We start from the raw sequence: 15,506 nt of genomic DNA, 5'->3' as shown, positions 1-15,506 counted from the left end.
TTACGCGGAGAAGTATACTCAACCGCTTTAAAGATTCACAAAATTATCCAACCCCATGACGATGAGGCTTTTCAGGGCCTCGTTCATAACCTTCATTTCCCGCTCCTGGACAGGGTACTTGCCCAAAATTAGCGCCTGCACGTAAAGCACTTCCATAACTGAACGAAGCATGTAGACATCTTTTATATCCATTAGCGTTTTGATCAACGCATTGTCAGCATTTAAACATAACGTATTCTGGATCTTATTCGGCCTCGATGTCTTGAGTACTTGCGCAAAAGGATTTGCATTTTCCTTTAATTGGCTAATCGTATTTTCTACATTATTTTGCTCCATTTTTGTAAAAATAGCCGGCGTATCAATCGGTTTAAACCGTCTAATTTCAAGAACGCAGCTATAATCGTCTAAAATGCGCTGCACTTCTTTCTGAAAAGAAACATAGTGATTGTGCTCATCTTCATGAATCGGCTGAAACGTTTCCAGGAGCTGATTGGGCGACATCTCTGTTATCTTATAATCGCTATATTTTTGTTTGATCCTGCGGAGCAACTCGGTATCAAATGTGTAGGACGCATTCACAAGAATCATCCCCTGTGTATCGGCCATACGGTCAATCTGTTTGAAATCTTCAAAATCAGCACAGTAATAGAGCTGTTGCTGATGATCAATGATATTTTGAAAGCTTCGTTGTCCGCGATTGGTTTCAAACGGAATATCTGCCAAAAATATCGCTAGAAAGTCCGGATCTTCAAGCGCAAAAGCTTTCAAGTGGAGATAGTGAGTTTGGATAATGCGAATATATATATCGAAATCGATCTTCTTCACCTGTTGCAGGTACGTTTTCAGCACAGCAGCTATTTCTTTTCGCGCCTGCCGTAGTAGATCATTTTTCATCAAAGACTCCCGTGAGGCGGTGGCACTAAGTTCCTCTGTGTTGATAAGCATCCGGACAAAAAAAGCCCAATTTGGCAAAATAGACTGATCTTCTTCAGCGAGAAACATGCGCTTCAAGTAGATACGGTGACGCTGCTTGCTGCTAAACTGCGTACGGAAAGGTAAAATATACAACACCCCCTTTGCCTTTCCCGCCGTCGTTTCAAATGGAATTGCATCTAAAAAGTTGACATGAAAGAGTTCTTTTCCAACAGCCAGCAATTCTGCTTTCGAAACTGATGAAGCAAGCCATTGGGGTTCTTCTTTATGAATAATCTTTTCGGTAGCTCCAACTACAATCGAAATGTTTTCTCGCAGCGCATCTCCATAAAACTTGATTTTTTTCTCAAGATAATCCGCTTCAAAAATATAGTTGAATTGTTTTTTAGGGCTTAGGATAACACGTGTTCCGACAGGAATATCTTCAGTAAGCCGCTCGATTTTATAGTCCCCTTCAGCTCTCGCAGTCCAACGTAGAGGCAGTTGTTCAAGGGCCGATTTTGTTTCCACAATTATCTCATCGCTGACCACAAAACAAGAAAGCAGTCCAATACCAAACTTACCAATGAAATCCTGAGCGTCCTTAATGTCTTTACTCTTTGAACTCTCACCTATAACCGACAAAAATTGATGAATATCGGTCTCCTTAAGGCCTATACCATTATCGCTGAACAGAAACTTCGGTTGTCCAGTGCTTGGCAGCTCAATCATTATTTTTCCTTGATGCTGTTCATCCAAGTGTTTCAATGCTGTAATTGCATCCACACCATTTTGAAGCAGTTCCCGAATAAATGTATTGGGATCGCTATACAGGTGTTCTGAGAGCAGTGCGATCATTCCTTTCAGATTGACCTGAAAGGAATAGGATTTTTCTTCTTGCATGTTTTTCTTACTTTCTCGTTTTCTTTGTCAATCGAATAGCATCTTCATGTCCATTGGCTGCCGCCCGTTCAAACCACTCCAGGGCAAGATCTTCATTTTCTTCTATCCCATCCCCCATGAGATAACAGTTGGCCAGTTTATATTGTGCGTCAGCATGATCGGCTTCGGCGGCCTTCATAAGCCATTCGACACCGTCTTGAAGGTCCATCTGTACGCCATCTCCTTCCAGCAATTGCACCGCAACAAAGTAAGCGGCATACACATTCCCTTGCTGCGCTACTTCCATAAAATACCCATAGGCGGCTGCTTTATCGATCTCGGTACCTATTCCAAAATAATAACAACGGGCCAATCGGTAGCTCGCTTGCTGATTTCCTCGCTCCGCAGCTTGTGTATAATATCCAAATGCTTTTGCTGGCTGTGCTTCCACGCCGATACCAAACTCATAGCACATGCCAATTCCCTCCGTCAGATAGCCAAGTTTTTCGGCACGCATGTAGTAATCAAAACCTTTGTCGTATTCTTCCCGCTGATCATAGTCGAAGAAAAAGTAGTCGCCAAGCAGCACGAGTGCCTCAGCTACATTTTTTTGTGCTGCCTCTTCCAAAAGCTGAAGACCATGAGCTGCATCCTGTTGCACCAAACCGGTCAAATAGTATCGTCCCAATACGTAAATTGCATAAGGGAACCCCAGATCGGCAGCTTTCTTAATGTTTTCCTGTGCTTTAAATGTATCTTGGTTCAATCCATAACCATACTCATAACAGAGCCCCAGATCAGTCAAAGCCTGTACATGATTTCGTTCAGCAGCCTGTTGATATAAAGCAATCATCCTGTCTAGATTTATCTCCGTACCTATGCCCCCCCGGTAACATCGCGCCAGTTCATATATACTATTTAGCTCCTGCATCCCAGCTCCGGTTTCAAAGGCGGTAAAAGCTGCTTTCGGTTGGGGAGCTCCGGACTGGTGATAATCATTTTCCAAATAAATACCTTTTAAATAATAGGCATAGGGATAGCCAAGATCTGCCGCACGCGAGAAATAATCAAAGGCCAATTTATAATCCGGTTCGGATTTTAATTCAGCAGCTAAACCCATTTCCGTTAGCGCAGTAGCGTTATTATATACTGCCGCTTCCTCGAAGTAAGGCAATGCAGCTGCCAAATCTGGTTCCTCTCCATGGATACCATATTTTAGGTACCTACCAACCTGATATAAAGCTTGAGGCAATTTATCTGTTGCGGCATCCTGATAGTAAGCAAAGGCGGTTTTGTAATCCGGAGCAACTCCATCATAGCCAGATTCGACCATATTACCCATGCGCAACTTGGCGTAAGCAATGTTTTTTTCCGCCATTGCGCTGAAGCGCCGAAAGGCTAATTTTTCATCCCTTGGGAGGAACCTACCTTCGAGGAGAATTTCAGCGAGTTCAACCTGAGCTTCCACATACCCTTCTTTCTCGTCGAGCAGACGCAATAAAGATAGTCCCTTTTCGATGTCCTGCACAGCCTCCTGATAGAGATACAGACAGGCTAGACGATAACCCGCATAATTATTATTATAGTCGTATGCTTTCTGAAGATACCACAGCGGTTCTTCGAAATCCTGTTTTTCCTGATTGTTGTTGCCCAGTGTCTGAAGTTTGATAAGTGCAATTTGCACCGCGGCGTCCATCATTCCGTATTCAAACAGTTCTCGATATTCCGGTACAAGAAGCTCCTGTTCACCTATGGAAGCCGCCTCCGCACGTTTTATTTCATTCAGCACAAATCTGCAGTAACGAGATTCAGTCATCGCAATACCCTCTTCCAGGGTTTGCAGGCGTTTGCCCTTGTCCTCTTTACGCGCATAGTAAAATTGCAGTGCCTCATAATAATGGCGCAGTATTTTCCTTTCCGGAGATTGCTTGAGCAGCTGAATACGGTCAAAGACTTCTTCATATTTATCGGTCCAGACATCGATATGGGCAGCATATGCGATTCCCCAAAGATCTCCGCCCAAAGCGAGTGCATCCAGTTCGGCCTTGGCGTTATCGCGGTCGATATCGGCCAGCAAACCTAAATAATTGTAGTATAAATAAAGGGGTCTTGCCCATTCAACCCCAGCATCGATGCCTCTCTTCAAATAAAGAGAAGCCTTTTCTTTCTCTACCACATGTCGGCGACATAAAATATGCTGTAAGCCAAGCTCCACCCATGCATGAGAATTGAGCGCAGCATAGCGCGCTAATATTGTTCGTATTTTATCAATAAAAAAGGTATAATCCTCTTCGTTCAGATATACGTTTGCGGCAAAATCAGTTCCTTTTTCAAATAATGCATCATAAAGTTCAGCCGCACTGGACTGCTCCAAGTTGTGCTCAAAGTAAATCAGGACATCAAGCCATGTATCGGGCGTAATGCGCTTCGAAAGGTCAACTGTCAATTGATGTTCAGCCGATTGCAATGCGGCAACTTTAATAGAATATTCTTCACTTAACTTCATATATCATCGTATGTACTACTTGTAAAACATGCTTTTTATACTCTTTAGGCGCCAAAAAGCAACAAAAACTTTGCCACTGTATCGTAAAGTCAATTCTGTTTATTATAATGCAACTATATTGCTTTTAAAATCTTTTTCCTTATATTTGTTGCAACTTAATTGCAATACATATTAATTGTAATACAAATTGATTGTACTGATTACGCTTTACGAATCGAATCCACATAGATGAATAGGTATATCATTTTTTCACTTATCGCAGCACAACAGCTATTTTTCCCATGTTATGGACAGGAGAAGAGTATCGAGCTTGAAGAAGTAAAAGTTGGAGGGCGACGTTATCGCCGGGCAGCAGAAGGAGCATTATCGATCCAACTATTGACTGCCGACTCTATACAAAAATACCAGGCAGGTAGTTTAATGCAGACATTAAGCAGACTTCCCGGTGTCAGTGCCATAGGCATAGGAGCCAATCAGTCTAAACCGCAGATTAGAGGGCTCGGATTTAATCGTGTGGCCACGGTAGAAAATGGCATTAAACATGAAGGCCAGCAGTGGGGACTGGATCATGGATTGGAAATCGATCAATTCAGTGTGGGAAGTGCCGAGGTACTAAAGGGGTCCAGCTCATTTATGTATGGTTCAGATGCCATTGGCGGTGTCATTCGGCTATCACCGCCAGCGGAACTACAGGAGACAGGTTTTAAAGGGCAGTTTAACCTATTGACAAAGTCAAACAACGCTACTTTTGGCGGATCGCTACAAGCACAGGGCCGAAAAGGGAATTGGGTATTTGGAGGAGGATTCACGCATCTAGAATATGGCGATTACCGTGTCCCCACAGATACAGTCTATGTTTACAATTATGCGGTACGCCTGAAAGATCGGCATGTTCGCAACACTGCGGGACGAGAGACACATTTTCAACTACGCGGTGGATATCTATCGGATCGTTTTTCTTCGATTTTCTACCTGATTAATTATCATACAAAGTTTGGCTTCTTTGCCAATGCGCACGGCTTGGAACCAAGGGGGGTAGATACAGCACTTTATGACAAATCCAGTCGTGACATTGGTTTCCCAAGCCAGACGGTCAATCACCTGAAACTTATTAACCGCAACTTTATCGATCTGGATAAGCATAAGCTTTGGATAGACCTGGGCTATCAGAAAAATTACCGGCAAGAATATAACAATTACACCGCGCATGGTTATATGCCACCTGTTTATCCAAAAGATATGACTATCCCAATCAATTTGGAAAGGTTATATGACAAACAGGTCTATAGTATCACTGTAAAAGACCAATTTGAGTTGGCCACACATCGACTTACCATTGGTGCAAATGGAGAGTACCAGGATAACCGGATTGATGGTTGGAGCTTTCTCATCCCCACTTTTAGCCAAAAGGCAATGGGCCTATTCGTTTACGATCAATACAAGCTCGCGGACGAAACCATGCTATATGGGGCATTGCGTTACGATTACAGCCATATTCAGACCTCACCGTATCAGGATTGGTTCGAATCACAGCTGGAAGATAATCAGTCGGGCAGAATAGTCCGGGCTTCGGCGCTCAGTCGCCGTTTCAATAGTCTGGTTTGGTCTATAGGAGCGGCACATCAATTCGGAGATCTGGAAACAAAAATCAATGCAGGAAAAAGTTTCAGGGCCCCCATTGCACAGGAGCTCGGCGCTAATGGTGTCAACTATCACTACTTCAGTTATGAAAGAGGCAATCAATCATTGTCTCCCGAACAGTCCTACCAGCTGGATTTATCCTTGACCTGGAGTCCCAGAAAAGTCTTTGTCGCCTTTACACCATTCTTTAATTATTTTTCCAATTATATCTATCTCAATCCCACGTCAAGCTACGATCAATATTATGGTGCCGGCAATCAAATCTTTGAATATATGGAAAGCCGTGTTCGCCGTTATGGAGCAGAATTGAAGCTCAGCTATCAGCCTTTGAAACAATGGAAAGTAGAATTATTGGGTGAATATGTTCGATCGGAACAACTATCGGGTGCAAAGAAAGGATATACACTTCCTTTCTCTCCGGCACCTTCAGCTTTGATGGACATCAGCTGGACAGCAAAAAATAGCAAACATTTTAAAGAGACCTACCTTTCCGTCGATTGCAAATGGACAGCAGCGCAACATCAAGTTGTTCCACCAGAAGAGTCCACAGCAGCTTATCAGGTATTCAACTTTCGAGCAGGAACACAACTCCGATTTTCGGGATCTGTCCTCCAATTACGCTTACAGGTTCAAAATCTATTTGACAAGAAATATATGGATCATACCAGCTTTTATCGGCTGATCTCTTTGCCTGAACAGGGAAGGAATTTTATCCTATCCATTGGAGTTCCCTTTGGGAAACAGTCCCGATCATAAGATTATTAAAACGAAACCCTTTGCTCCCGATAAACAACCGTTGAGCAATATACGAGCATCGCAAGCTTATGAATATCGCTTAACACATACACGAATGAATAAAATTTATATATGAAAACACTTCAAAAATACACACTTATTACAGTGTTACTTGCCATGACTGTTGCCTGTAAGAAAGATAAGGAAAGCATTGATACCGAAAAACCTACCATCGCCATCGATTCGGAAACGGCTTTCCCAAAACAATGTAGCACAATTAAACGAGGCACAAGTTTTACTTTCCACAGTAAGCTATCTGATAATGTAGCACTCGGGAGCTATAGCATCGACGTACACCATAATTTTGACCATCATTCGCATAGTACAGAAATCGGCGAATGCACGGTTGAAGCGATCAAAACTCCCATCAAGCCCTTCACCTTGGTCAAGACAGTCAATATTCCGGGGCAGCCACAGCAATATGATGCCGAATTAAAAATCGATGTGCCAGCAGATATCGATCCGGGTAATTATCACTTTATGATTCAGGTGACTGACCTGGCGGGATGGAGCAGCCAGAAGGGAATCAGCATCCGTATACTCGAGTAATACCATACATATTTATCAACTCAATTTAATTAAATCCATTTTACATGAAAACTAGAAACATTCGCTTCTTCTTCCTGTTAAGTACAATTCTTTTAGGCTTCCTATCGTCCTGTAAGAAAGATAACGAAGAAATTCCAGCACTTGCAAAGCCCCAGATAGGCACACTTGAAATCGGCAGTGGCAATAACAAAACTGTCCAAGCGGGATCAGATCTACATCTTGAAGGCGATATTGTTGCCGAAGCACTGATTGCTAAAATCGAAATTGAGGTTCATCAAGAAGGTGGCGGTCAGTATAAGTTTACAAAAGCCTATACGGATGGAAAATACATTGGCGTGAAAAATGCAACATTTCATGAACACATCGATGTCCCTGCTGATGCTCCAGCTGGGGCATATCATTTTCATTTTACGGTAACCGACAAAGCCGGAAATGCGACTACAGCTGAATCACCGTTGACTATACAAGGTTCAGATGCCAAAGTTGCTTATAAGCTTGTATTTACGGAAGTAGCCGGCGAAGCACATGGAGACCATTTCCATGATCTTGCCGAGAAAGAAAAGGTAGAACCAATTGCTATCAGCTTTGATGAGAAGGGGACAGCATTGGCTGGAGGACATGCTCACCTCAATCCTGCAGGCATCTATAAAATTGAATTAAAACAATTTGATGCTTCTTCAAAAGAAATTCAGGGCCAATACATCAGCAATAAAGCAACTGCAGATTACTACAAAGCATTCCTTACGGGTGGTTCTTTTGTTTTAAATCCGAATAGCAGTACAGGAAATGGTGCGATCTTTCAAACGAAAGAAACGACCTATGGTGATGGCTCTGCAGTCAACGGAGCAACGGAGACGACAGGGATTATCACTTATTTTACGGCAGGAAAAGATAATGAAGGCGAGAAAAATGTATTCTTTATACTTCGCAAGTTTAATGATGCCAGCACAAAGGCAAAAGTTACCCGTACTGACTGGAACTTATCGGATTATGCCACTAAGTTTGCTGGTCAAGATCTCATAAAGCTATCTTTTGAAATCCACGCAGAGGAAGGAGAAGATTAGTTAGCGCAATAAACTCAGTTTACTTGCCCAAAAGAACCTTCATGATTTCGCCGCTATGAGTGCGTGTAAAATCATGAAGGTTTTATTTATACAGAAATATCTGCTTAGTCCCTTACTTTCGTAAGAACATTTCCCTGTGGATCGAGTACCAACTTCCACTCCTCTTTTCGACTTTTCACTTCAAACGCATAGCTCACTTTCTGCTCGGCGGTAATCTTTTTTGCGTCTTCAATGCGATATCCCGGAAAATCTCTTTTCACCCGGTCCAGCACACTCTTCGGTAGTTCTCTTTTGTTTATTTCAGTCTTGTAGCGCAAAAGTTTTCCGTTATGCTGAAACCAAGCTTCCTGGTCAATGCCAAATAAGCCCGTTTCAAACTCCGCTTCATAAACATTCCCCTTCAATTCCCAATCTACTTTTTTGGCTTTTGGAAATTTCTGTTGGAAACTATTCACCACGACAGCGGGAACTTGACTTTGTGGTATATCCTGAGCAATAGCTCCTGTTGTTGTCAGTGCAAGTACGAAAGCACTCCAGATTAATTTACAATTCATGATTCTATTTTTAAGTGTACTACAAAGTAAAAAAGCGAATCTGTAAAGATTTGGGAACACTTACCTTCTCCTGCTATATTTTCTAAGGGAACATATTGAGCTGAAAGCTATGCTGATTGTTTTCATAATGGTAGACGATTGCAAAACCATAGAGGTGACAGATGGCCTGCACAATGGCCAGACCCAAGCCAGTACCTTTGGATGCTGCATCTGATTTATAAAAACGGGAGAATACCAGGTTAGCATCCAACGCTGCATGTGTACTCGTATTGGACACGGTAAGCCTTTTGTTCGTTATATGGATATTCACCTCGCCACCTAATCTATTGTGGAACAAAGCATTTCGTAGGAGATTTGATACCACTATATTTGCCAAAGCACCATCCATTTGTACAGTCAGCTGATCTTCTTGTACAACATTGATTTTTACCTGTTTAAATTCAGCAATAGCCTCAAACTCCGCCACAATATTTAGTACAAGCGTATTGAACGAAAGATCCTCATTGTGCAAAAATTGTTTATTCTCAATTTTACTCAACAGCAACAAGGATTTATTGAGGCGCACAAGCCGCTCGGCAGTTGCTAATACTGCTGCGACAGTCTCTGACTGTTCCTGGTTCATCCCCTCTGTTTCCGCCATGATTTCCAATTTGTTGATCATAATGGCCAACGGTGTCTGTAATTCATGCGAAGCATTGCCAATAAACTGTTTTTGCTGTTCATAGCTTTCCTCGTTATGGCGAATTAAGGTAGCCACAGCAAGCTGTAGATCTTTAAATTCCTGGATCTGCGTATCCATAGTAGGCTTCTCCTTGGTTTTGCCTAAACGAAACCGTGTCAACTGATCCAAGAACGTATATAATGGTCCCCATAAACGTTCTATTACGACTTTATTGATGGATACGATACTGATGACCAACAAAACAAATAAAATAACAACAGAATAAAAGAGATTCTTAATTAGATCGCTTTCTTCGATCATAGAATTGATGATCGAAAGTTCATAATAATGTCCTTGATGTTCAAATGCTGTCGTCAACATTCGGACTGGTTCCAGCTCCGGTTCGGGATCATCATCGTCCTGCATATACAACATGGTGTCCTTATAAACGTTTTGCATCTTAAGAGCTTGTTCTTCGGAGATCTGGCGTACCTTATAGTTATTTATCCCAAACTCTAAATCTGGGGCTACGGTAGGATTGCTGGAAAGTTCCTGGATAATGAGCCGTTTTTGGTTTTCGAGTTCTTCGTCGATATTATCGTGGATCACCTCCAGCATAAATAGATAGAACACTGTTGACCAGAGGGCGATGACCACCAACACGGAGATAGAAAGATACTTTAGTGTTTGGTTGGCTAATCTCATTTTTCGACAAGTTTATAACCGATTCCATATACCGCTTCAAAATCCACATCAGCATGACTAGCCAAGAATTTTTTGCGCAAGTTTTTTATCTGTGAATAGATGAAATCAAGATTATCCGCCTGGTCCGTATTATCACCCCATACATGTTCTGCCAGCGCACTTTTGCTGACCAGTCTATTTTTGTTCAATAAGAAGTAGTTGAGCATATCGAACTCTTTCCGATTTAACGGCACAGGCTCCTGTCCAATAAATAAGCAGCGTTCATTGAGGTCCAACACGATGTTTCCCATTTCCAATGTATGCTTACCTTCCCATTGTTTCCTTCGTAACACGGCTTTAATCCGTGCATTCAGCTCAGCAATATGAAAGGGTTTTGTCAAATAGTCATCGGCTCCAAGTTCGAGTCCCTTTAGCTTATCGTCCAAAGAATCCTTTGCGGAGATAATGATCACATTATCGGACTTACCCTCATTTTTGAGCTGATTGAGAATCTGCAAACCATTACCTCCAGGCAGCATGATGTCAAGCAGGATACAATCGTAATCATAAACAGCGACTTTCTCAAGGGCTGATCCATAATCACCGGCAGTTTCTACCGTATATTCTTCCTTAAGTAAAGATGCCTTCACAATTTCCCTTAAATCCGCTTCGTCTTCAATAACCAATATTTTCATCTTCTTAATTCTATTTAGAGGAAAACTTGTGTAAACAATAGTAATCTGTCCATGCTAAATGACAATTTACATACACAATTGTTTATGACAAAGGTACCTTGAATTTGGGAAAGATTTAGGAATACACTGCTAGCTTCCTATTTTAAGCTGACATCCAGGTAAACCGAATGACGTCCGTAAGTATCATAAAAAGGTTTATAAAGTACATCATCAATGTAAAACTCCAATGTTTCGGGATTCCCTTTAATAGATTTAGCAATATCCTTTGCATCTAAAGTTACTTTACGCCAGTCTTTTCTTGCTGCAGGTTCCTGGGCTGCCAATAAGATTGGCCCATAAAACAGACTTGCAATATTGGGCTGATCCATAACCGGGTCCAGATGAAACTGAAATGGCATTTTGAGGTTGATCACATCCCCATCTTTCCAGGTACGGTTTAAGGTTAGGTAAGTACCCGGCTCAGCTTTAATTTTTTGATCGACTCCATTTATTGCAACAAAAAATCCCTTTGTTGCCCAGCTTGGCACGCGCACATGAAGTTCAAATTTGCCATTCCCCCGTATGGTCAGCGCTGTTTGATCCGCTTTCGGAAAACTGGTTTGTTGCTCGACGCTGATTCCGCGTTCCGTCCAATGTAAGGTAGAAGGAATATACAGATTGACATACAGCGACTGGTCATCTTTGCTTTTAAAATAGATTGTATTCTGCAATTTAGTACTGCTCTCAATAGCCGTACCATTACAGCAGGTAAAGCCTTTCATATCAGCATTTCCAAACTGCTTAATAGATCCTGCGCGTAAAGGCACATGATACGTGTTTGCTGGACTATTTTCTGCAACAGAAGCTAAGATATGATTGTATAATCCACGTTCATAATAATCCATCAACTCTGCGCGCTGATCGAACATAAACAAGTCACTTGTCAATTTCAGGATGTTGTAGGTTGCACAGGTTTCGTTCTGCCCGCCTGCAGAAAATCCATTTTCATATAATGTTGCCGGCTGGCTAATAAAACATTCCGCATTGGCCGGATTTCTGGCCCCAGCCACACCACCGATACTATACATATAATCGTTGGTGGCCTTATACCAAAAGTTGTCGGCAATTTTATAATATTGGGGCTCATTGGACACCCGGTATAACTCCATACTGCCCACAATTTGAGGAATATGCTGATTGGCATGTAAGCCCCTAAAAGTATCTACATTTTTGGCAAGTCCATGTGTGTGCGCGGCATTGCCGTAGAACATATCAATATTGTCAAATAAGCGGGCGGTTTTTAAATAGTTCTCTTCACCCGTTATACGATATAACCTCGCCATCACTTCATTCATTCCACCAAATTCACCTGCGATATACGTATTCCACATTTTGATTAATGTCTCTGTTGGGACTTTATTTAAACGTGTATACACCCAATTGCCCATTCCCTGTGCGATCTCCAATGCTTTTTTATTTCCACTTACCTCATAAACATCCATCAGGCCGGCCAGGATTTTATGCAGCGTATAATAAGGTGCCCAAACCTGGTTCTTCTGCCCGCCATATTTTGCGCCATGTTCAAGCATAATAAACTGATCCGGGGGATAGGCACTGATAAAGCCAAGTCCCCAGTTCCAATAATCTGTACGGATTCCTTCGTCACTCAGGTCAGAATCATAAGCTGATTTACCGGGACCATATGGCACCGCAGCAGGATCCGCAATAGAAGCCTGTCCCGCTTGTCTCGGCGTACCCGACAACTTTGACAAGGAATAAAGCACGTTGACCATGGTATCCATCTTCCCCAAAAATTTTGACTGGAGTACCTTATCGTACCCTGTACTCGCATAAGCTTGTGCAATTGCCGTCAGGTAATGTCCTGTAGCATGACCGCGCAGCTTGATATCCTGACTGTCCCATACCTCCAAAGGTTGCGCACCGATCGGTTGTTTTTGCCCAAACGCGTGTCGAAACATATAGAGGAATGAATTAGGATCCGATTTTGCCAATGTATCAATGAATTTATTGCGATTTTCAATAAACTTCGTTTGATGCTGCTTTACATCCGTATTAAGGGAAACCTGATCCAAGTGAAATGCGTCCAATTTTAAGCTAGGCATATTTGACTTTACCTTCCCTTTAACTGTAATGATGGCTTTGGGTTTCAGATCAGTCCCGGGAATACGTCCCGTGACGGTGTAAGCTGTTTGCTGCGCGACGGCACTATTGTCGGTTGGTGCAGGCCACAACACACGCACTTTTGGTCCCACAATACCGTCTTTATATGTACCGACGACAAAACTCGGCAATCGTGGCAGCTCGCCTACCGCTGTTTCTACCGTGACATCTGCAACTCCGGTTAAGAAGGCATTATAAAGCTCAGCTTTATTCATTGGAAATCGCGGTAGGTCATCCTCAGCCTTACCTTTAGAAGCAACATCTTCACGCACACCTTTCAGCGCATTTCTGTACACCATGCCGATCTGGTTTTGATTCAGTGGCACCCGATAAATGCGAAAATCATGCAACAGTGCATTTAAACTTACATTTCCACCCAACAGGGATTTTCCAATGTATAGTGTCCTCTTACTACCTGTCTGTCCAAAAACCTCGGTCAACTCCTGTGGGATATCTTTAACTTCTCCAGCGGGCATACCATCTAAATATGTTTGCATAGCCCCTGTAGCAATATCAACTACAATGGCCAAGTGCACCCATTTGTTTAAAGGCACTGCCGAAGAGACCGCATTTTTTACTTCGGCCTTCTTTTGCGCGATTATCCCTATATAGCCATTTTGTAGCGCTGTACCTGTTGGTGTTCCAGCAAAATGCCTGGCGATATCTTGTCCAAAATCGAATAAATACTGGCCAGACTGCGCTGCACGCAAATATATCCAACCTGTAATGCTGATCGACTCGAGATCAGCGAGTACCTGCGCTGGAAGTACGACAAAATCGTCCTTTCCTCCAGCGAGAGAAAGCACCTTTGTAAATTGCTTATCTGACACAAATGACGCTTTTGTCCCCTGGAATTTACCATGTAGTCCATTGCGCGACCAATCCTTAAAATCACCATCAAAGACGTAACGGGCCACCATGCCTGTCTCTCCAATACCATCCAGGATCTGATCCCCACCCTGTGCCACAGCTACAGCTGTCATTTTGATAAAAATTGTGAGAATTGCTGCAAAATATATCGTATATCTTTTCATATCGCTATCTTTTATTCGCTAATGATTTATTGTTTAAAGATCACCCTCTAGCCAGGTGAAAGCTATTACCGTATCCTTTTCCTTGATTGTCTTCAACAGATGACGAACAAGAAGAAAAGCAATGCCTATTAATAAGCTTCCAAAGTCGAAGAATATTTTCTGTATTGCTGTCTATTTGACATTTATAAAATTAATTACTCTACATCATTATACATAGGTTTATTTTAGCCGATATTCTCCAGATTTTAACTAAGGTGTATCGAGTATACTGTCGTCCATAGCCCCACAACTGCTACCGTCTGCCAGGAGAGGTAAAAATGCCAATATGCTACGAAGATAGAAACATGCGCAAACTCAGCTCGCCATGATCGATTACTCCTCGGTATTTTGTATTTTAGATTCGATATGATCTACTATGGATAAACGAAATTCAAAAATTTGGGCACCAGTGATCAGTCTGGATGGTTTCCGTAAGGAACAGACTGCAGGGCGCGACGAACTCCTATTTAATGAACTGCATGGCGAGCGGCTCATCGACAAACCGCATAAACATGACTTCTTTATCATAAATCTGTTCGATAAAGCATCAGGCGTCCATACGATCGATTCGATTGACCATATCATCAAAGACCATCAGGTTCATGTGCTCTTTCCGGGGCAAATGCACAAATGGCATGTCTATGCGGGTACTATAGGCTATCAACTCATGATTGAACGCTCTTTTTTTGAGCACTTCGCCCCTTTCTTTCGCTTTTCATTCACCAATTACCAAAACCATCCCGTCATTGATCTTACCGCAGATGCTTTTGCACAATTGCATTATGAATTTGAATCTGTGAAGCAGGAGTTAAAAAGAGAAAATTCACTTATTCCATTGATAACTGCCCGAGCGGGAGTCATCGCAGCAATTGTAAGTCGAGAGGCGGAGTCTACCTTCACTGAATTCAAAGTCTATCAGTCTGTTCCACGACTTGCCAAGTTCAATATGCTCATTGATGAATTTTTTAGGGAGCAAAAGCTCGTCGCTTTTTATGCCGAAAAGCTTCATATTTCGCCCAATTACCTGAATATACTGTGCAAAAAACATCTGAAAATATCAGCTACACAACTTATTCACCAACGGATCAGCATTGAAGCCAAACGTCTTTTGCAAAGCACCGAGCGGTCCATCAAAGAAATTGCCTTTGAATTGGGTTTTGCAGATCAAGCTTATTTTTCGAATTTTTTTAAACAGCAAACGGGGGCAAGTCCAAGTGACTTTAGAGAAAATATTCATGTGGGGGAAACTCCAAGTCCTTTGAAAACAACTTGAAAAAAAGATAAATCACACAAAGAATGGCAGAAATCTCCCAGCAATAATAGGATGCCA

10 protein-coding genes are annotated in these 15,506 nt (G+C 42.2%); 4 read left to right on the top strand and 6 right to left on the bottom strand.

What is annotated here, in order from left to right; genetic code table 11:
- Positions 1–27 precede the first annotated feature (27 nt).
- Together K2F45_RS01605 and K2F45_RS01600 are read right to left on the bottom strand one after the other, a co-directional pair.
- Complete coding sequence (locus K2F45_RS01605; protein ID WP_248932915.1) at positions 28–1,815, bottom strand: HSP90 family protein; 1,788 nt, start codon at positions 1,813–1,815, stop codon at positions 28–30.
- Positions 1,816–1,822: 7 nt separating this feature from the next.
- Positions 1,823–4,300, bottom strand: a complete 2,478-nt coding sequence (locus K2F45_RS01600) for a tetratricopeptide repeat protein (RefSeq protein WP_248932914.1) — start codon at positions 4,298–4,300, stop codon at positions 1,823–1,825.
- 228 nt (positions 4,301–4,528) lie between these two features.
- Here K2F45_RS01600 and K2F45_RS01595 point away from each other — a divergent pair, with 228 nt between their 5' ends.
- The 3 genes from K2F45_RS01595 (at position 4,529) to K2F45_RS01585 (ending at position 8,349) form a co-directional block, all read left to right on the top strand.
- Positions 4,529–6,697 carry a TonB-dependent receptor gene (locus K2F45_RS01595; RefSeq protein ID WP_248932913.1) on the top strand — a complete coding sequence of 723 codons (2,169 nt, stop codon included), beginning with the start codon at positions 4,529–4,531 and terminating at the stop codon, positions 6,695–6,697.
- 111 nt (positions 6,698–6,808) lie between these two features.
- The gene (locus tag K2F45_RS01590; protein ID WP_075990700.1) at positions 6,809–7,285 is read left to right on the top strand and encodes a DUF4625 domain-containing protein; all 477 of its coding nucleotides are present in this window, start codon (positions 6,809–6,811) and stop codon (positions 7,283–7,285) included.
- Positions 7,286–7,329: 44 nt separating this feature from the next.
- Positions 7,330–8,349, top strand: coding sequence for a DUF4625 domain-containing protein (locus K2F45_RS01585; RefSeq protein WP_248932912.1), 1,020 nt, complete (start codon positions 7,330–7,332; stop codon positions 8,347–8,349).
- A 104-nt stretch (positions 8,350–8,453) separates the two neighbouring features.
- On the opposite strand, the gene K2F45_RS01580 is transcribed toward K2F45_RS01585, so the two are convergent.
- The 4 genes from K2F45_RS01580 to K2F45_RS01565 form a co-directional block, all read right to left on the bottom strand.
- Entirely contained in the window at positions 8,454–8,903 is a 450-nt protein-coding gene (locus tag K2F45_RS01580; protein ID WP_075990698.1) for a PepSY-like domain-containing protein, read from the bottom strand.
- A gap of 82 nt (positions 8,904–8,985) precedes the next feature.
- Complete coding sequence (locus tag K2F45_RS01575; RefSeq protein ID WP_248932911.1) at positions 8,986–10,269, bottom strand: sensor histidine kinase; 1,284 nt, start codon at positions 10,267–10,269, stop codon at positions 8,986–8,988.
- Positions 10,266–10,943, bottom strand: a complete 678-nt coding sequence (locus K2F45_RS01570; protein ID WP_248932910.1) for a response regulator transcription factor — start codon at positions 10,941–10,943, stop codon at positions 10,266–10,268. The genes K2F45_RS01575 and K2F45_RS01570 overlap by 4 nt, the downstream gene beginning before the upstream one ends.
- A gap of 137 nt (positions 10,944–11,080) precedes the next feature.
- Positions 11,081–14,137, bottom strand: a complete 3,057-nt coding sequence (locus K2F45_RS01565) for a beta-L-arabinofuranosidase domain-containing protein (RefSeq protein WP_248932909.1) — start codon at positions 14,135–14,137, stop codon at positions 11,081–11,083.
- 415 nt (positions 14,138–14,552) lie between these two features.
- On the opposite strand from K2F45_RS01565, the gene K2F45_RS01560 reads away from it, so the two are divergent.
- Entirely contained in the window at positions 14,553–15,449 is an 897-nt protein-coding gene (locus K2F45_RS01560; RefSeq protein WP_075990694.1) for a helix-turn-helix domain-containing protein, read from the top strand.
- The last annotated feature ends 57 nt before the right edge of the window (positions 15,450–15,506 follow it).

This window comes from Sphingobacterium siyangense (genome assembly GCF_023277505.1).
Taxonomy (GTDB): Bacteria; Bacteroidota; Bacteroidia; order Sphingobacteriales; family Sphingobacteriaceae; genus Sphingobacterium; species Sphingobacterium siyangense.
The sequence above is the reverse complement of the archived record's forward strand: the minus strand, read 5'-3'. Positions and strand labels throughout refer to the sequence as shown.

Bases quoted from the DNA above. Each gene is read 5' to 3' on its own strand.
- K2F45_RS01580 (WP_075990698.1), bottom strand. From the start codon at position 8,903: ATGAATTGTAAATTAATCTGGAGTGCTTTCGTACTTGCACTGACAACA.
- K2F45_RS01565 (WP_248932909.1), bottom strand. From the start codon at position 14,137: ATGAAAAGATATACGATATATTTTGCAGCAATTCTCACAATTTTTATC.
- K2F45_RS01595 (WP_248932913.1), top strand. From the start codon at position 4,529: ATGAATAGGTATATCATTTTTTCACTTATCGCAGCACAACAGCTATTT.
- K2F45_RS01585 (WP_248932912.1), top strand. From the start codon at position 7,330: ATGAAAACTAGAAACATTCGCTTCTTCTTCCTGTTAAGTACAATTCTT.
- K2F45_RS01570 (WP_248932910.1), bottom strand. From the start codon at position 10,943: ATGAAAATATTGGTTATTGAAGACGAAGCGGATTTAAGGGAAATTGTG.
- K2F45_RS01600 (WP_248932914.1), bottom strand. From the start codon at position 4,300: ATGAAGTTAAGTGAAGAATATTCTATTAAAGTTGCCGCATTGCAATCG.
- K2F45_RS01575 (WP_248932911.1), bottom strand. From the start codon at position 10,269: ATGAGATTAGCCAACCAAACACTAAAGTATCTTTCTATCTCCGTGTTG.
- K2F45_RS01590 (WP_075990700.1), top strand. From the start codon at position 6,809: ATGAAAACACTTCAAAAATACACACTTATTACAGTGTTACTTGCCATG.
- K2F45_RS01605 (WP_248932915.1), bottom strand. From the start codon at position 1,815: ATGCAAGAAGAAAAATCCTATTCCTTTCAGGTCAATCTGAAAGGAATG.
- K2F45_RS01560 (WP_075990694.1), top strand. From the start codon at position 14,553: ATGGATAAACGAAATTCAAAAATTTGGGCACCAGTGATCAGTCTGGAT.